Annotated in this window: 15 protein-coding genes; 8 read left to right on the top strand and 7 right to left on the bottom strand. The window is 65.6% G+C overall.

Translation table 11 applies throughout. The features are described 5' to 3' along the window. Nucleotides 1–10 precede the first annotated feature (10 nt). Entirely contained in the window at nucleotides 11–532 is a 522-nt protein-coding gene (locus CB0101_RS10170) for a DUF1997 domain-containing protein (protein WP_010311904.1), read from the top strand. Here CB0101_RS10170 and CB0101_RS10165 read toward each other — a convergent pair. The 3 genes from CB0101_RS10165 to CB0101_RS10155 all read right to left on the bottom strand — a co-directional run bounded on the left by CB0101_RS10165 (nucleotide 529) and on the right by CB0101_RS10155 (nucleotide 6,215). Beyond that, nucleotides 529–1,131, bottom strand: a complete 603-nt coding sequence (locus CB0101_RS10165; RefSeq protein WP_010311906.1) for a ribonuclease HII — start codon at nucleotides 1,129–1,131, stop codon at nucleotides 529–531. The two genes, CB0101_RS10170 and CB0101_RS10165, sit on opposite strands and share 4 nt — an antisense overlap. Next, nucleotides 1,128–3,194 (bottom strand): Rne/Rng family ribonuclease, encoded by a 2,067-nt coding sequence (locus CB0101_RS10160; RefSeq protein WP_010311908.1) that lies wholly within the window; start codon nucleotides 3,192–3,194, stop codon nucleotides 1,128–1,130. Before CB0101_RS10160 ends, CB0101_RS10165 begins: the two co-directional genes overlap by 4 nt. A 384-nt stretch (nucleotides 3,195–3,578) precedes the next feature. Continuing rightward, on the bottom strand, nucleotides 3,579–6,215 hold the full coding sequence (locus CB0101_RS10155) for a TIGR03960 family B12-binding radical SAM protein (protein WP_010311910.1): 2,637 nt from the start codon (nucleotides 6,213–6,215) through the stop codon (nucleotides 3,579–3,581). A 113-nt stretch (nucleotides 6,216–6,328) separates the two neighbouring features. On the opposite strand from CB0101_RS10155, the gene CB0101_RS10150 reads away from it, so the two are divergent. From CB0101_RS10150 to CB0101_RS10130, 5 genes are read left to right on the top strand one after another with little or no spacing between them, the layout of a single operon-like run. Next, complete coding sequence (locus tag CB0101_RS10150) at nucleotides 6,329–7,579, top strand: LL-diaminopimelate aminotransferase (protein WP_010311911.1); 1,251 nt, start codon at nucleotides 6,329–6,331, stop codon at nucleotides 7,577–7,579. A gap of 44 nt (nucleotides 7,580–7,623) precedes the next feature. Next, nucleotides 7,624–7,971: an ATP-dependent Clp protease adapter ClpS gene (gene clpS, locus CB0101_RS10145; protein WP_050778817.1), complete on the top strand. Its 348-nt coding sequence runs from the start codon at nucleotides 7,624–7,626 to the stop codon at nucleotides 7,969–7,971. Then, entirely contained in the window at nucleotides 7,971–8,792 is an 822-nt protein-coding gene (locus CB0101_RS10140; RefSeq protein WP_010311914.1) for a type II CAAX prenyl endopeptidase Rce1 family protein, read from the top strand. Before clpS ends, CB0101_RS10140 begins: the two co-directional genes overlap by 1 nt. Beyond that, the gene (locus tag CB0101_RS10135; protein WP_010311916.1) at nucleotides 8,789–9,553 is read left to right on the top strand and encodes a response regulator transcription factor; all 765 of its coding nucleotides are present in this window, start codon (nucleotides 8,789–8,791) and stop codon (nucleotides 9,551–9,553) included. Before CB0101_RS10140 ends, CB0101_RS10135 begins: the two co-directional genes overlap by 4 nt. 4 nt (nucleotides 9,554–9,557) lie before the next feature. Beyond that, nucleotides 9,558–10,862 (top strand): sensor histidine kinase KdpD, encoded by a 1,305-nt coding sequence (locus CB0101_RS10130; protein WP_010311918.1) that lies wholly within the window; start codon nucleotides 9,558–9,560, stop codon nucleotides 10,860–10,862. On the opposite strand, the gene CB0101_RS10125 is transcribed toward CB0101_RS10130, so the two are convergent. Then, nucleotides 10,863–12,449 carry a photosystem II high light acclimation radical SAM protein gene (locus CB0101_RS10125; RefSeq protein ID WP_010311919.1) on the bottom strand — a complete coding sequence of 529 codons (1,587 nt, stop codon included), beginning with the start codon at nucleotides 12,447–12,449 and terminating at the stop codon, nucleotides 10,863–10,865. It abuts the gene before it with no gap. A 6-nt stretch (nucleotides 12,450–12,455) separates the two neighbouring features. Beyond that, nucleotides 12,456–13,421, bottom strand: a complete 966-nt coding sequence (gene cofG, locus CB0101_RS10120; protein WP_371413628.1) for a 7,8-didemethyl-8-hydroxy-5-deazariboflavin synthase subunit CofG — start codon at nucleotides 13,419–13,421, stop codon at nucleotides 12,456–12,458. 216 nt (nucleotides 13,422–13,637) lie between these two features. Between cofG and psbA the strand changes: the two genes are divergently transcribed. Next, nucleotides 13,638–14,717 (top strand): photosystem II q(b) protein, encoded by a 1,080-nt coding sequence (gene psbA, locus CB0101_RS10115; protein ID WP_136644032.1) that lies wholly within the window; start codon nucleotides 13,638–13,640, stop codon nucleotides 14,715–14,717. Between the two features lie 108 nt (nucleotides 14,718–14,825). Here psbA and nth read toward each other — a convergent pair whose 3' ends face one another. After that, nucleotides 14,826–15,479 (bottom strand): endonuclease III, encoded by a 654-nt coding sequence (gene nth / locus CB0101_RS10110; protein ID WP_010311931.1) that lies wholly within the window; start codon nucleotides 15,477–15,479, stop codon nucleotides 14,826–14,828. 59 nt (nucleotides 15,480–15,538) lie between these two features. Here nth and aroC point away from each other — a divergent pair, with 59 nt between their 5' ends. Then, nucleotides 15,539–16,627, top strand: coding sequence for a chorismate synthase (gene aroC / locus CB0101_RS10105; RefSeq protein ID WP_010311934.1), 1,089 nt, complete (start codon nucleotides 15,539–15,541; stop codon nucleotides 16,625–16,627). 23 nt (nucleotides 16,628–16,650) lie between these two features. On the opposite strand, the gene CB0101_RS15415 is transcribed toward aroC, so the two are convergent. Beyond that, nucleotides 16,651–17,265 (bottom strand): hypothetical protein, encoded by a 615-nt coding sequence (locus CB0101_RS15415; RefSeq protein ID WP_010311935.1) that lies wholly within the window; start codon nucleotides 17,263–17,265, stop codon nucleotides 16,651–16,653. Nucleotides 17,266–17,272: the final 7 nt, after the last annotated feature.

The following is a 17,272-nucleotide window of genomic DNA, read 5'->3' as shown; positions in this document are numbered from 1 at the left end:
CCAACGAGCCATGCCTTTGGCCTTCAGCGCCAGCCAAGCCTTGCAGCTGTCGGTTCCTCACCAGGCCCACCTGCTGCCCGACTACCTCAACGACGAGGAACGGGTGATCGGTGCCCTGCTGGATCCCGAGCAGCTGGAGAACCTCGGCAACAGCCACTACCGCTACACCGTGACCCGGTTGCAGGTGTTCCAGCTGCAGATCCAACCAGTGGTGGAGCTGGTGGCCCGCCGCAGCGCCGAGCGCATCGAACTCGAAGCCATCGATTGCCAACTGGAAGGGCTTGGCATCGTCGACGACTTTCAGCTGACGCTGGAATCGTGGCTGGAGGCGAGTGCAGAAGGCCTCCACGGCGAGGCTTGCCTGGCCGTGAGCGTGAGCCAGCCGAGCCTGTTGCGCCTGATTCCGGTGAAAGTGCTCGAGGCCACCGGCCGCTCGCTGCTGGCGGGCATTCTGCTCGGGATGAAAACCCGCGTGCAGCAGCAGCTGCTGGATGACTTCAACGCCTGGTGCCTGGCCCCCGCAGCGCGCTAAGCCGCCAGCACCTTGCCCAAAAACGAGCGCCGGTGCAGTGGGGTCGGCCCGGCCTCCAGCACGGCAGCGCGATGCAGCGCAGTGCCGTAGCCCGCATGGCGCTCCAGGCCATAGGCGGGATAGCGCGCAGCCAGGCGGGTGATCAGGGCATCGCGGGCTTGCTTGGCGAGAACACTGGCGGCGGCAATTTCCAGGTGTTCACTGTCGCCGCGCACGACGGTCTGCTGGGGCCCCTCCCAGAGCCGCAAGGGCAACACCCCATCCACCAGCACCAGCCCTGGCGGCGGTGCGCTCAGGCGCTGAAGTGCGCGCAGCATCGCCCGTTCAGTGGCCGCACGAATGCCCACTTGATCGATCTCGCGGGCCGAGGCCTGCCCCAGGGCCCAGCTCTCGGCATGCTGCTGGATCAGCGGCACGAGCTGAGCGCGCCGGCGGGCGGTGAGCTTCTTGCTGTCGGTGAGTCCGGCGGCTGCCAGAGCGGATCGCGCCGAAGCCGGGAGAATCACGGCCCCGGCAAACACGGGGCCGAACCAGCAGCCGCGGCCTACTTCATCAACGCCCGCGATCCGCTGGAGCAGGGGATCGCTGCGCCCCCTCATTCGGCCGCTGAGGAGCGGCGGCGACGGCGACGAGGTTCGGAGGCGTCGTCGGGTTCCGGTGGCGCTGCATCGCTGGCGGCGCCGGTTTCCACCACCGGCAGAACGGCAACGGCCGCCGCCGCATGTGCGGGTGACCCGGCAGAGGCATCGCTGCGGCGCCGACTCCGCACCCGCCGTCCGTTGGCTGCCTCCGGCTCTGCCGCAGCAGCCACAAGCTCCAGGCCGCTGTCGGGCAACACCGCAACGCTGGGATAGCTGGGGAAGGTTTCGACGGGCAGCGGTGTGATCTCCACCGTGACCGGCAGGGTCTGCGTGGAGGCTGAGGCCTCAGGGGATGCCTCATGCACAGACGGTGCTGCGGATCCAGCCCCCTGACCATTGGCACCACCGCGGCCGCGTCGGCGGCGACGGGGACCCGCAGCAGCCAACTGCTGACGAGCCTCCTCAAGCACCGCTTCAGCGTCCTCTCCAGGACGCACCACCCGCACCACCAGGTTGTCGGCCGCCGGAACGGGATCCAGCAGCAGGGCTGGATTCAGTCCCAGCCAGCCGTACACCAGTTCCTGCTCGGGATCCATCGGCACGGCCACCAGCTCAGGCTCCGGGCGCCGCGACGAAGGCTCTGCCGCGGCAGCGGTGGCGGCGTCGTTGGAGACGCCCGCCGGCGTGGTGTCGTCGTAGCTGCTGAGCTCGGCGGCATCGCTACCGCCACGGCCACCGCGGCCACCACGGCGGCGGCGGCCACTGCCGGATTCAGCGCCGGCGGGGCTGAACACTTCAGCGCGAGCCGATGCGGCAGAGCGCACCAAGCCCGGTGCGGCTGCCAGGGGCTGGAGGCTGTCTTTTCCAGGCAGCACGGCCACATGGCCCAGACCACCGCAGCTGGGACAGGCCCGGCCAAACAGCTCATAAATGTTCTGACCCTGGCGCTTGCGGGTCAGCTCCACCAGCCCCAGTTCGCTGATCTGGGCGATCTGGGGGCGGGCCGAATCCGGGCGCATGGCGGCCGTGAAGTGCTCGAGCACCTGCAGCTGGTCGCGCCGCGACTCCATGTCGATGAAGTCGATGATCACCACACCACCGATGTTGCGCAGCTTCAGCTGACGCGCAATCTCCGTGGCGGCCTCGTAGTTGGTCCAGAGCACGGTTTCCCGTGCATTGGCCGAGCGAGTGAAGGAGCCCGAGTTCACATCGATCACCGTGAGGGCCTCGGTGGGCTCGATGATCACGTAGCCGCCTGAGGGAAGATCCACCCGGGGCTTGAGGGCATCGCGGATGGCGGCGTTCACCTTGAACGCCTCGAGGATCTCGCTGGAATCGAGATGCTGCTCCACCTGCACCTGGCTCTGATCAGGCCCCAGGAAGGCATTCACCCGGCTCACGCCATCGGCGCTATCGAGCACGATCCGCGCCACATCGGGGCTGTAGTGATCGCGCAGGATGCGGTGGATGAAATCTTCGTCGCGGTTGAGCAACACCGGCGGCGTGGCGCTTTCCGCAGCGGTCTGAATCGCCTCCCACTGACGCAACAGCGCTTCGAGGTCGTCGATGAGCAGCTCTTCGCTCACCCCTTCGGCCTCGGTGCGGATCAGCAGGCCAGCGCCGGGTGGCTTGATCAGCACACCCAAGGCGCGCAGGCGGTTGCGCTCACTTTCCGCATTGATCCGCCGGGAGATGTTCACTCCCTGGCCATGGGGCTGCAGGATCAGAAAACGGCCCGGCAGGGTGAGGTTGCCCGTGAGGCGAGGGCCCTTGGTGCCGGTGGGCTCCTTCATCACCTGCACCAGCACCTTCTGGCGCGGCTCCAGCAGTTCGGTGATGCCGAGGGTGCCTTTCTTGAGCCGCAGTGGCCCCAGATCGGTCACATGAATGAAACCGTTCTTTTCGCCTTCGCCGATGTTCACGAACGCGGCGTCGATCCCCGGCAGCACGTTTTCAACGGTGCCGAGATAGACGTCGCCAATTTGATAGCGGCCCTGGGCCACCACCAGTTCATCCACCCGGTCATCGGTGAGCACTGCGGCGATCCGCAGCTGCTCGGCGATGACGATCTGCTGAGGCATGGAAGGTCAGGAGAGGACCTGCATGACGCAGGCCGGAATCAGAGGCAGAGAGTGGCGCTCAGCGCCAGAGCAACCATCCACGGGCTCCGACTTGCATCGCCGATGCAAGGGAAGAAACGAGGAGTGGTGCTTGAAAAATTCAGTGAGAACGCCGGTCAATCAACGGCGGCAGGCCTTTGGCCTTCGTGGAGGTGGGCCGAAGCCCGTTGCTTGCGAGATCCAGATCTGAATGGAACCCGTCTGCCGGCGCCGCATCGGGCAGCTTTCAGGAAGAGAGGTTCGTGAAAACTGATGCGGAACCCGAAGCGATAGCAGAGCTGATTGGCTAAGCCTGCTTCTGGTTGAACCGGTGAACGCACGCTAGCACGGGTGTTTTCAGGGGTTTCAGCTCTGCCGAAGCTGCAGGGATTCACGGCGCAGGCTCACCATCTCCAGCTCGGTATCAAGCTGTTGGGCAAACCAGTGCTGCAGCTGCTCCGGCCGCAAACTGCGGCCGGCCGGATCCACCACAGCGCCGTAGCGAACCTGCACGGTGTCGGCCGCCGCGGTCACATCCAGGCTTTTCAAGAAGGGGCGGCAGTCGCGCTGCCGCGGCCGACCTTTTTTGTCGGTGTCGTGCCAGATCCAGCTCTCGCTGGCGAGCAGCGCTGCAGCCGCCGCCTGCCAGAGCGCCGCTTCGCAGCGATCCACTGCAGGGCGCAACTCCAGCTGCCAATGGGCACCCACCAGCTCCTGCGACAAGCTCTCGCCAGAGACCGCCACAGGCTCCACCTGCAACAGCGCAAAGCCCTCGGGCAACTGGGGCTGAAGCTGCTGCAGGGCCTCCGCCGGATCCAACCCTCGGGTGAATTCGATGTCCATCCATTCGCCGTCGGCCTCCGCCCCCAGCGGCAAGGCCAAGGCGAACTGCACCCTCGGCAGCGGATGGAAGCCACCGGTGAAGCTCACCGGCAGACCGCTACGGCGCAGGGCCCGCTCCATCAGCCGCACCAGATCGAGGTGGCTGAGCAGGGCCATGGAGCCGGTTTTGCTGAAGCGGAAGCGCAGCCGCGCCACCCGATCACTGGCCGGCGCCCGCTGGGGCCGCTGCTCCGGAATCGGCGGCGGCGGCACCACCACGTTGTGGCCCAACTCGGGGCCGCACACCCCGCAGCTGCTGCAGCCCTCAAACGAGCAATCCGGCACCACGGCCGCGGCCAGGGCCTGGCGCAGATCCTCTGCCAGCCAGGTTTTCTCCACACCGGAATCGATGTGATCCCAAGGCAGAGGCTGGCTGCAGAAGGCGGCCAGATCGTCGGGATCCATCCCTTCGGCGGCACTCCACTCGCCCATCTCCAGGTCGCGGTAGCGCCCCCCGAGGCCCGCAGCCTCAATGGCGGAGGTCCAGGCCTCATAGGTGCGATCGGCCGCCTCAAACCAGGCATCGAGGCCGGCGCCGGCGCGCCAGGCGGCTTCGATCACCGGCGCCAAGCGGCGATCACCGCGGCCGACGAAGTCCTCCATCGCGGAGAGGCGGATGTCGGTGTAGTTGGTTTTGATGCCACGCATCCGCCGCAGCTCATCGCGCAGCAGCTGCTGACGGCGCTGGAATTCCGCCGTGCTCACGCTGTGCCACTGGAAGGGCGTGTGGGGCTTGGGGGTGAAATTGCTGATGGTGAGGTTCAGCTCCAGGCGCCCCAGATCACGGCACTGCTGCTGGAGCGAGCGGCAGGTGTCGGCGATGCCAATCACATCGGCATCGGTTTCCCCTGGCAGACCGATCATGAAATAGAGCTTCACCTTGCGGTAGCCGTTCTCCATGGCGGTGCGGATCCCGCGCAGCAGCTCCTCGTCGGTGAGGCCCTTGTTCACGATGTCGCGCAGGCGCTGAGTGCCGGCTTCCGGTGCAAACGTGAGGCCCGCCTTGCGGGTGCCCCCGAGGATGTGGGCGATGTTCTCGTCGAAGCGGTCCACCCGCTGACTGGGCAGCGTGAGGCTCACATTTTTATCGGCGAGGCGGTTGCGCAGCTCCACCCCCACGGCCGGTAGGGCGAGGTAATCGGAGCAGCTCAGCGACAGCAGCGAGAAATCGGAATAGCCGGTGCGCTCCATGCCGGTTTCGATCGCCTCGATCACCGCTTCGGGTTCCACATCGCGGGCGGGGCGCGTGAGCATGCCGGGCTGGCAGAAGCGGCAGCCGCGGGTGCAGCCGCGGCGAATCTCCACCGTGAGCCGGTCGTGCACCGTTTCGATGTGGGGCACCAACCCCATGGCGTAGTGGGGCATCGGCGTGGCGGTGCGCCGCAGCACCCGCTCTGGCACTCCTGCCAGCAGCGGCACTTGGGTCACGCCATCGGCAGCTGGGCCGTAGAGGGCCGGCACATACACACCCGGCACCTGCGCCAGATCGATCAACAGCTCGCGCCGGCTCAGGCCAGCGGCCTTGGCTTCGGCCACCACCAGCCCGATCTCCGGCAGCACCTCTTCGCCATCCCCCAGCACCACGAAGTCGAAGAAGGCCGCGAATGGCTCGGGGTTACTGGTGGCCGTGGGGCCGCCGGCAAAGATCAGCGGCGGAGCCGCCGGATCCGATAGGGGGAGATCACCGCGATCAGCGGCCCGGAGCGGCACCTGGGCCAGCTCCAGCATCGAGAGGATGTTGGTGGCGCCCAGCTCGTAGCTGAGCGAGAACCCGAGAATGTCGAACGCGGGGAGGGGCCTGCGGCTTTCCACCGCAAAGAGGGCCTCACCGCGGGCACGCAACCGCTCCGCCAGATCCGGGCCAGGCAGATAGCTGCGATCACACAGCTGACCCGGAACGCTGTTCAGAATCGAATAGAGAATGATGTGACCGGTGTTGCTCGACCCCACCTCGTAGATCTCGGGGTAGGTGAGCGCCCAGCGCACGCCAGCGGCCGGCCAGGCCTGATCCCAGTCGCGCGGCTGCACGCCGAGCTCATTGCCGAGGTAGCGGCCCGGCTTGGCGATGGTGCGATCCACCAAGGCCTCGAAATCCACCGGCTGAGCGGGAGCAACAGTCACGGTGGCGGCGGCAGCGCTGCATCGATCGTATGCAGCGGTGCACCCCGGAAGGCCACCACCGCATAGGACAATCGCGCCCAGTACCCAAGGGGCCCGCGTGGCCCAGTCGCGACATGGCCCAGGTCAACGGCAATTACCTCAAGCTCAAGGCTGGTTATCTCTTCCCCGAGATCGCTCGGCGGGTGAAGGCCTTCAGCGAAGCCAACCCCAACGCCCCGATCATCCGCCTGGGCATCGGCGATGTGACCGAACCGCTGCCCGAGGCCTGCCGCAACGCCATGAAGGCCGCGGTGGATGAAATGGGAACCCGCGAAGGCTTCCACGGCTATGGCCCCGAGCAGGGCTACCTCTGGCTGCGTGAGGCCATCGCCCAGCACGATTTCCAGGCCCGCGGCTGCCAGATCAGCGCCGAGGAGATCTTCGTCTCCGACGGCTCCAAGTGCGACAGCGCCAACATCCTCGACATCCTGGGCGAAGGCAACCGCATCGCCGTCACCGACCCGGTGTATCCGGTGTATGTGGACAGCAACGTGATGGCGGGCCGCACCGGCGATGCCGATGACGCCGGCCAGTACGGCGGGCTCACCTACCTGCCGATCAACGCCGCCAACAACTTCACCGCCCAGATCCCGAGCGAGAAGGTGGATCTGATCTACCTCTGCTTCCCCAACAACCCCACGGGTGCGGTGGCCACCAAGGAACAGCTCAAGGCCTGGGTGGACTACGCCCGTGCCAACGGCGCCCTGATCCTGTTCGATGCGGCCTATGAGGCGTTCATTCAGGACCCCGCGCTGCCCCACTCGATCTATGAGATCGAAGGCGCCCGCGAGTGCGCGATCGAATTCCGCTCCTTCTCCAAAAACGCTGGCTTCACCGGCACCCGCTGCGCCCTCACCGTGGTGCCCCGCGGCCTGATGGGCACCGCCGCCAATGGGGAAGCGGTGGAGCTGTGGGCCCTGTGGAACCGCCGCCAGTGCACCAAGTTCAACGGCGTGAGCTACATCGTGCAGCGCGGCGCCGAAGCGGTGTATTCCCCTGAAGGCCAGGCCCAGGTGAAGGCCCTGATCAGCTTCTACATGGAGAACGCTGCGATTATTCGCCGCGAGCTGAGCGCCGCCGGCCTGCAGGTGTACGGCGGAGAGCAAGCCCCCTATGTGTGGATCAAAACCCCTGAGGGCGTGGATTCCTGGGGCTTCTTCGATCTGCTGCTCAACCAGGCCAACGTGGTGGGCACCCCCGGCAGCGGCTTCGGCGCCGCCGGCGAGGGTTACTTCCGCCTCTCGGCCTTCAACAGCCGCGAGAACGTGCTGGAAGCGATGCGTCGCATCCAGGCCGCCCTGGCTCCAGCAGCCGCTGCGGCCTGAGTTGCTGCCTAAAGTCCGCTGTCGTGATGCCGGAGTTGGACTGGATGCCTCGATCCACCCCCTGCACAGCCGCTTTCACCGCCACCCAAACGCCCGGCCGTGAAAGCGGCGGCGGCGCCGTGATGGAGAAAGCCCCGGAGCGGGTGCGCAAGCCCTCGCCCCGCTACAAGGTGCTGCTGCACAACGACCCGGTGAACACCATGGAATACGTGGTGGGCACCCTGAGGCAGGTGGTGCCCTCGCTCAGCGAGCAAGACGCCATCGCCGTGATGCTGGAGGCCCACAACACTGGCGTGGGCCTGGTGATCGTGTGCGATATCGAGCCGGCGGAGTTTTACAGCGAAACGCTCAAAGCCAAAGGGCTCACCAGCACGATCGAACCGGAAAGCTGATGCACCACGCCACCGGTCCGCAGCTGCACTGGTGGAGCACCGTGCTCTACCCAGCTGCACTGGTGGCTGTGTTTCTGGGATTTCAGCTGCTGCTGCAAGCGCTGGGTGTGCCCAGTGCGCTGCAGGCCAGCTTGGCGGCGCTGGCGGCCGTAGGAGCCCTGCTGGTCACGCTGCCCAGGCGCGTGCGTCGCTGCTGGGATGACCCCGAACCCTGGCGACGCCTGGGGGTGAGGGGCAACCCCGCTGCGGTGCTCAAGGCACTGCTGCGAGGTGTGTTCAAGGCCGCCGCCCTGTTGGCCCTGGTACTGGTGGCATTGGCATTAACGGGGCAGCTGAGCTGGATGCCCCGCCTCAATGCGGGTCTGTTGCTGAACGCCGCCGCCCTCGGGCTGGGGGTGGCCTTCGCGGAAGAACTGCTGTTTCGCGGTTGGCTTCTCGGAGAACTCAGCCTGTTGCTTGGGCGCCAGCGTGCACTTTGGCTGCAAGCAGGCCTGTTCAGCCTGGTGCACACGCGCTTCAACCTGCCTCCTGTGCTGCTGATCGGCCTGCTGATCGGCCTGTTGCTGCTCGGCTTGGCCCTGGGCTTGCAACGCCGGGCCGATGGAGGGCTGATCTGGGGGGCCATTGGCCTGCATGGCGGCCTGGTGGGCGGCTGGTTTGTGCTGCATCAAGGACTGGTGCTGATCCCACCTGGAACCCCGGCCTGGCTGATGGGTCCCGATAACCCGATCGGGGGTTGGATCGGCATGCTCGGCCTCAGCCTGTTGCTCTTGGCCCGCCGGCCTTGGTGGAATACAACCAGCAGCTCCAGCGCACCATGACGGCAACCACCGCCCAACGGCTTGCGACCTCGAACCACCCCGATGCCCGGGTGTGGGTGGTGGACGACGATCGCGACCTCCTCTCTCTGCTGGAGGAGCGCTTCAACAGCTGCGGCTGGCAGACCCGCAGCTTTGAAGACGGCGATGGCCTTGATCAGGCGCTGCACGACGAGATGCCCCACGTGCTGGTGCTGGATCGACTGCTGCCCGGCCAGAGCGGCACCCACCTGCTGGAGCGTTTGCGCGAGCAGGGCCATCGCTTCCCGGTGCTGATGCTCTCGGCACTGGGGGCCGCTGATGAACGCATCGAAGGCCTGGAAACCGGTGCCGACGACTACATGGCCAAACCGTTCCTGTGGCGTGAGCTGCAGCTGCGGCTGGAGCGCCTGCTCGACTACCGCCGCGAACTCACGCCCCAACGGCCACCCGAGCAGATCTTCCGGATCAATACCTTGGTGTTTGATCCAGCTCGGCTGGAACTGCAGGGCCCTACGGGCGTGGTGAACAGCCTCAGCCGAGGTGATGCCTCGCTGCTCAGCTTCTTCTGCCTCTCACCCGGCATTGCCTTTGAGCGCGAACAGCTTTGCCAGGCCACCGGCAGCCTGGTGGATGCCACCAACAGCCGCAGCATCGATGTGCGCATCTCCAAGCTGCGGAAATTGCTGAACAGCTGCAAGCGCGGCAGCGGCCGCATGATCGAAGCGGTGCGCGGCCGGGGTTATCGCCTGAACGCCGACGTGCAGATCGACCCCCAGGCCTGAACGGATGGGGGCGGGGGCCAACCGATTTCGAGGCTTCACGGGAAGCGACAGCCTGCGCTTGCTCCTCTGCGTGGCCAGTGCCTGGGCGGGCAGCTTCGCTCTGCTCAGCCTGGGGATGCCCAAGCTGCTGCAAACCACCACCACCCAGGCGATCAGCCTGAGCCTGACGCGCCAGGCCAAGCAATTACAAGGACAGCCCGCCAGCCGCGGGCAACAACGCCCCCTGCGCATCTGGGCCGCCGTACAACCGCCGCCGGAGAGCCTTCCTGCCGCAGGGCAAGAAGCCGACGCCCTACGCAGCAGCCTCAAGGATGAGGGGCTAGCCGGGCCCCTGCGCCGCGATCCTCCAAGCCAACGCAGCTGGCTCGGGGGCTATTGGTTGGCGGTGCAGCGCTCCACCGCAGCAGAGCCACTGCTATGGGTCTATGCCAGCCCCGGCACCGCCCTGCCCTGGCTCTGGCCAGCGATCCGGATCGGGAGCCTGCTGCTGGGGGGCAGCAGCGGAATGGCGCTATTTCTGCAGTGGCAGCTGCAACGTCCGATCCAACAACTGCTCAGACAACTGCCGGCCATGCCCTCCGGCGAGCTGGAGCTGGTACCGGAAGGGGGCATGGGCGCGATGCGCGAACTGAGCATTCGCATCAACCGCGTGCTCGAGCAGCTCAATCAACAGTACGAATCACGGCGCCGTTTTCTGCAGGGCCTGGCCCATGACCTGGGCAGCCCGCTCACCCGTTTGTCGATGCGGGTGGAGCGCTTGGAGGACCAACCGAGCGAAGCCACCGCCTGGAGCGAGGCCCTACCGCAGCTGCGGGTGGAGATCGATCGACTGATCAGCCTCACCCACCTGCTGCAGGAGGCCGCCGGCGAGCAAACCGAACCCTTCCGGCCGCGGCTGAGCGCCCTCGATGAACTGTGTGAACGGGTGGCAGCCAGCTATCCCCAGCAGCCGATTGATCTGGCCGTGCCACGGCTGCTGGTGCGTCTGGATCAAGCCCTGATCGAGCGAGCCCTGCAAAACCTGATCGACAACGCGATTCGCTACGGCGCCCCTCCGATCCGGCTGGCCGCCGAGCAGCAGCGCCACTACGTGGTGCTGCTGGTGGAAGACAGCGGTCGCGGTCTAAGCAGCGCCAATCTGCTCGGTATGCCCCGCATCGCCCCCGCCGACGACCGGCAGCAACGCAACCGCTCGGGCGTGGGGCTCACCATCGTGGAACGCTGCTGCCAGTTGCACGGTGGGCGGCTTGCCCTGAATAGCTCCGAGCTTGGGGGATTGCAGGCCGAACTGCACCTGCCGCAGAGCTAATCAGCGGGTGGCGGTCGCCAAGGCGCGCCGGCCCTCCACCGGAGCATGCAACGCCTCCTCCAGGGGGGCGATGCCGTAATCGCGCTCGAGCAGATCCATCACCGTGCGCCCGAAATCGGCGGGGTTGCGCTCAAACGCCTCCAGGCAGATGCGACCGAAGGTGCTGCCCATGGGCTCGGGATTCCAGAGCAGCTGGCGGGCGGTCCAGGGGAGCATGCTCATCGGGTTGTAGCCCGGCTTGATCAGACCCTGATCGAAGCCGTACTGCTCCAGGTGGGTATGGGGCTGGAGGCCAATGAAAAAGATCGCCGGCTCCACCTTGTCGGCTCCGAAAATGCGCTCCAGCTCGCGGTGGTACGCCACCGTCTGGCGAATCGTCTCCGGACGCTCGTCGATCACGTTGAACGAGTAGTTGACCGACACGTGCTCTCGGAAACCAGCCCGGGCCAACAGGCGGCAGTTCTCCAGCACGGTGCGCAGGTTGTAGCCCATGCGCATCTTGCGCACGAGCTCCTGGGAGCCGGAGGTGATGCCGATCTCGAAGTAATCCATCCCCGTGGCCACCATCAGCTCCGCCAACTCGGCGTCGAGGTTGTCGGCACGGATGTAGGCAGCCCAGCGGATGTCGCTCCAGCCCTGGGCCTGGATCGCCCGCAGCAGCTCCTTGGCGTCTTCGATGTAGCGGCGAGCCGGGATGAACTGCGCGTCGGTGAACCAGAAGCCCCGCACCCCCTTGGCGTAGAGCTGACGCATCTCGGCGATCACCTCCTCCACGGGGTTCACGCGCACCGCCTTGCCTTCCACCACGGTGTACACGCAGTAACAACAGTTATGAGGACAGCCGCGCTTGGTCTGCACGCCCACGTAGAAGTCGCCGCCGTCGAGATACCAGTCGAGCTGGGGCCAAATTGAGGCGATATAGCTGTAATCGCAGGCAGTTTTCTCCATGCCGGCCGGCTGCTCGTGGATCAGCCCGGGCCTGGGCTCCGCGCCAGCGATGAAGCAGCGCTCACCCTCCAAGGATTCGCCGCGAATCAGCTTCTCCAGCAGCGGCTCCCCTTCCCCCACCGACACCACGGTGCCGCGGGGTAATTGGCGACCCAGCTGCTCGTAAAACACACTCACGGCGCCACCGCCGAGCACGGCACGGGCCTCAGGCTGGAAGCGGCGTGCGGCCCGCAGGCCTCGGCGCACCAAGCGCAGATTGCGCCACAGTTCGCCGTAGAAGGAGCCCATCAGGCGCAGTCCACCGATGGCACCGCGCAAACGCTTCAGCGGATTGCGGGCATAGAACACCTCAAAGGAGTTCTGGAGCGGATTGCCGCCGCGCCCATCCACCGGGGCATAAATCTGGATATCGCGCCAGGAGAACACCAGCAGCGAAGGCTCAAACCGTTCGATCTGCTCGCGCAGCACAGCGTCCACATCCAGAAGCGGAACCGCCGCCAGATCGAGCAGGCGCTGCTCAACCTGGGGAAATTGTTTGTGGATGTGATCGGCCAGGTAAACGGGGCCGATCGGAAAGATGGGGTTACAAGGCAGGCGCACCAGCAGCACCCGCTGTTCCTCCAGGGAGGCGTGTCGCACTGGCAGTCAGGTGTGGGGCGCGTGGGCCTGGGCCGGATCGGACGCTAACAAGCGCGCACACTGCTCCACGTGCCGTTTCAGGGCGGAAGGCAGCAGGGGCCACCAATGGTGATGCACGCAGGTGCGGGGCTCGAGCCGCCAACCCAAGGGAGCGAGCAGCTGCCGCAACACCTCGGGGGTGGGCTGCGGATAGGCCGGATTGATCACATCCACGCAGTCGATCCCGCCGAGATCGTTGATGCCTGCTTCGAGTGCCGCAGGCAACTGGGCGAGGGGCCAGAGATTGGGAGGGGTCTGCAGATGAACCTCGGGCGGCAAGAGCTCCCGCGCCATGGCAATCACCTCCAGGAGATCGCGCTGCTCCAGGGCACTGAGGGGTCTGGCAGCCTCGCCATCCGGCCGCCAGGGCTGAAGGATCACCTCTTGGAGATGCCCCCAGCGCCGCTGCAAAACCGCCAGCAACTCCAACGCGCGGGAACGGTCCGCCATCGTTTCGCCGACACCAAGCAACAAGCCAGTGGTGAAGGGCACCCCCAACCGGCCGGCCTGCTCCAACTGCCCCAGCCGCATCGCCAGGGTTTTGCTGGGAGCGCGGCGGTGCAAGGCGTCGTAGGCGGGGCCTACCCCTTCGAGCATCAACCCCATCGAAGGATTGAGACGGGCCAGGGCTGCCATTTCGTGGCGCGAGAGGGGCCCGGCGTTGGTGTGCGGCAAGCGCCCACGGGCGAGGGCCAAACGGCTGAGCTGGCGCAAGCGCGCGAACCAGGCCTTCCGCGTGGGGGAATCGGGAGGGACCTCACCGCTGAGGAGCAACACCTCAGCTGCCGACGGGCGCGCCATCAACTGTTCCTTGGCCTCCGGCAGCCCCAGGGGCACGGCCTGATCGAGGGGAACCCGGAAGCTGCAGTAGTCGCAGGCGTTGAAGCAGCCATGGGTGGGCACCAGGGTGACGCTGGGACTCCAAGTCACCAAATCGCCTGCCGTCACTGGGGTCACAAGCACAGCTGATCCTTGAGATAAGCACCACTGCTGGCCGAACCCGCCAGCTCGAGCCTTAAGCGGGCGTCACACGGCGCAAACATCCGTTACATTCATCTGTGGCAGGGCGGGTTTCCGGCCTGTCCTTCCTTCCCGCTCAACAACGAGTCCATTCGGGCTTGGCTGCTGAGCACTACGTATCCCGTACTCATGACCACCACCATCCAGCAGCGCCAAGGCGCTTCTGCGTGGAACCAGTTCTGCGAGTGGGTCACCAGCACCGACAACCGCCTCTACGTGGGTTGGTTCGGCGTTCTGATGATTCCCTGCCTGCTGGCCGCCACCATCTGCTTCATCGTTGCCTTTATCGCCGCTCCCCCGGTTGATATCGACGGCATCCGTGAGCCCGTTGCCGGCTCCCTGCTGTACGGCAACAACATCATCTCTGGCGCTGTGATCCCCAGCAGCAACGCCATTGGTCTGCACTTCTATCCCATCTGGGAAGCCGCCAGCCTCGACGAGTGGCTGTACAACGGCGGTCCTTTCCAGCTGGTGGTTTTCCACTTCCTCATCGGCATCTACGCCTACATGGGACGTGAGTGGGAACTCTCCTACCGCCTGGGCATGCGCCCCTGGATCTGCGTTGCTTACAGCGCACCCGTGGCCGCAGCCTCTGCTGTGTTCCTTGTGTATCCCTTCGGTCAGGGCTCCTTCTCGGACGCCATGCCCCTGGGTATCAGCGGCACCTTCAACTACATGCTGGTGTTCCAGGCTGAGCACAACATCCTGATGCACCCCTTCCACATGCTTGGTGTGGCTGGTGTGTTCGGCGGCAGCCTGTTCTCCGCCATGCACGGCTCCCTGGTGACCTCCTCCCTGGTGCGTGAAACCACCGAGAGCGAGTCCCAGAACTACGGCTACAAGTTCGGCCAAGAGGAAGAGACCTACAACATCGTGGCTGCCCACGGTTACTTCGGTCGCCTGATCTTCCAATACGCCAGCTTCAACAACAGCCGCAGCTTGCACTTCTTCCTGGCTGCCTGGCCTGTGGTCGGCATCTGGTTCACCGCCCTGGGCGTGAGCACCATGGCGTTCAACCTGAACGGCTTCAACTTCAACCAGTCGATCCTGGATTCCCAGGGTCGTGTGCTGAACACCTGGGCCGACGTGCTGAACCGCGCCAACCTGGGTATGGAAGTGATGCACGAGCGCAACGCTCACAACTTCCCCCTCGACCTGGCTGCTGCAGAAGCCACCCCCGTGGCTCTGACTGCCCCCGCCATCGGCTGAGGTTGATCCTCAAAACGGTTCAATCACGGTTGAACCAGAAGCCCCCGCGCAAGCGGGGGCTTTTTGTTGTCTTGGTGCCGGGCTCGGGAGGAGGCGCAGCTCAACGAGTCAGGCTTTGATCCAAGCCACCGGCTTGCGGCGCTTGGGATACAACTCACGGCATAGCGGACACACCGTTCCATCACAGCCGCGTGCGGTGCAGAACTCGCGGCCATAAAAAATGATCTGCAGATGCAACTTGTTCCAGGCGTGCTTGGGAAACAAGCGCTTGAGATCGGTTTCTGTGCGGGTCACACTCACACCACTGCTGAGCCCCCAACGCTGCGCCAGGCGATGGATATGGGTGTCGACCGGAAAGGCAGGAACGCCGAAGGCCTGCGCCATCACCACCGATGCCGTTTTATGGCCGACACCCGGCAACGCTTCCAAGGCTTGAAAGCTGGCCGGCACGTCGCCGCCGTGGCGCTCCAACAACAACTCAGCCAACCGCTTCACATTGCGGGCCTTGGTCTTGGCCAGACCCAGTTGGCGGATATGGCCGAGGATCGTGGCTTCCGGCAAAGCCGCCATGGCCTGGGGCGTAGGGCCTGCCGCAAACAAGGCAGGCGTGACCTCATTCACCTTCTTGTCGGTGCATTGGGCGCTGAGCAGCACCGCAATCAACAAGGTGAAGGCATCGCTGTGATCCAGCGGCACCGGTGTGGTGGGGTAATGCTCCTCCAGGCGCTGCAAGATCAGGGCTGCCCGCTCCTCTTTCCTCACCGGCGCGTCAGGCTTCAATCAGAGCCCAGTTTGTAGGCTCGCTGCAGCGCATTCAGCCCATGGGCAGCAGCTTCGGCGATCTCTTCCGCATCAGCACCTTCGGTGAATCCCACGGCGGCGGGGTGGGTGTGATCGTGGATGGCTGCCCTCCAAGGCTTGAGCTCGATCTCGAGGCGATTCAGGCGGAACTGGACCGGCGCAAACCCGGACAGAGCAAGATCACCACCCCTCGCAAAGAAGACGACCGCGTTGAGATCCTCAGCGGGCTGCTCGACGGCGTGACCCTCGGCACCCCAATCGCCATGGTGGTGCGCAACAAGGATCAACGGCCCCAGGACTACAAGGAGATGGAGGTGGCCTTCCGCCCCTCCCACGCTGACGCGACCTATCAGGCCAAATACGGCATCCAGGCGCGCAGTGGCGGTGGCCGCGCCTCCGCCCGGGAAACGATCGGCCGTGTTGCCGCCGGTGCGATTGCCAAACAGCTACTGGCAAAGGCCAATGGCACCGAGGTGATCGCCTGGGTGAAGCGCATTCACACCCTGGAAGCCACGATCGATCCAAGCTCGGTGCAACTCGACGATGTGGAGGCCAACATCGTGCGCTGCCCGGATGCCGCGATGGCGGAGCAAATGATCGAGCGGATCGAGGCGATCGGCCGCGATGGCGATTCCTGCGGCGGCGTGATCGAGTGCGTGGTGCGTCAGGCCCCCGTGGGGCTCGGCATGCCCGTATTCGACAAGCTGGAAGCCGATCTGGCCAAGGCGGTGATGTCGCTGCCGGCCACCAAGGGCTTTGAGATCGGCTCCGGCTTTGAGGGCACGCTGCAGAAAGGCAGCGAGCACAACGACGCCTTCCTGCCCACCGGCGATGGCTCCCTGCACACCGCCACCAACAATTCAGGCGGCATTCAGGGCGGCATCAGCAACGGCGAGCCGATCGTGATCCGGGTGGCGTTCAAGCCAACCGCCACGATCCGCAAGGCTCAGCAAACGATCAACGACCGCGGCGAAGCCACCACCCTGGAAGCCAAAGGCCGCCACGACCCCTGCGTGCTGCCGCGGGCCGTGCCGATGGTGGAGGCGATGGTGGCGTTGGTGCTGGCGGATCACCTGCTGCGCCAACAGGGTCAGTGCAGCCTGTGGTGATCCACCACTGAGCTTGTTGGAGCTCAGCTCACCGGTGTGAGCTGAGCGACTCCATTGCTGCTGGGCGCTGCAGGCGATGCAGCACTCAAACGACTCACCGCCTTCGCCATGCGGCGTGCCACCGAGGAGCCGCCGGCCACGGCCTTGGCTTTGGGCACCGCTTTGACAGCGGCCTTCTTCACCGGGTTACGGGCAGCCTTGGCGGGCTTGGGCTTGGCCTTCGCCGCTGGTTTGGCAGCGGGCTTCGCGGCTGCTTTGCGGGCAGGCGCAGCCTTGGCGGTCGCTGGCGTAGCCGCGGCGGTGCGGCGGCTGGCTTTGGCAGCTGGTTTTGCGGCCGCCTTGGGGCTACCGGAGCGGGCGCGGTGGCTGAGCACCATGGCCCATTCCGCATCGCTGAGATTGGCGGGCTTGCTGCCGTGGGCATTGGCGAGCTTGGCCGCCTTTTCGATGTCGCTGATCAGGTTCTTCCAGGAGGTGGCGAAGCGCTTATCGGATTGCGATTTGGCGCCGCTCTCCACCAAGGTCTCCACCACGCCGGAGGCCGACACCTTCTTACGGCGGCGATTGAAGATCTCCTTCTGAAGCTGAGCGATCAGGGCATCGGCCTTGTCGCTGAGCTTGATCGTGAGCTGAGACATACAGACA

Origin of the sequence: Synechococcus sp. CB0101 (assembly GCF_000179235.2) — a bacterium.
In the GTDB taxonomy this organism is placed as follows: domain Bacteria; phylum Cyanobacteriota; class Cyanobacteriia; order PCC-6307; family Cyanobiaceae; genus Vulcanococcus.
Note: the sequence above shows the minus strand (reverse complement) of the source record. Positions and strands in the feature narration are given on the sequence as shown.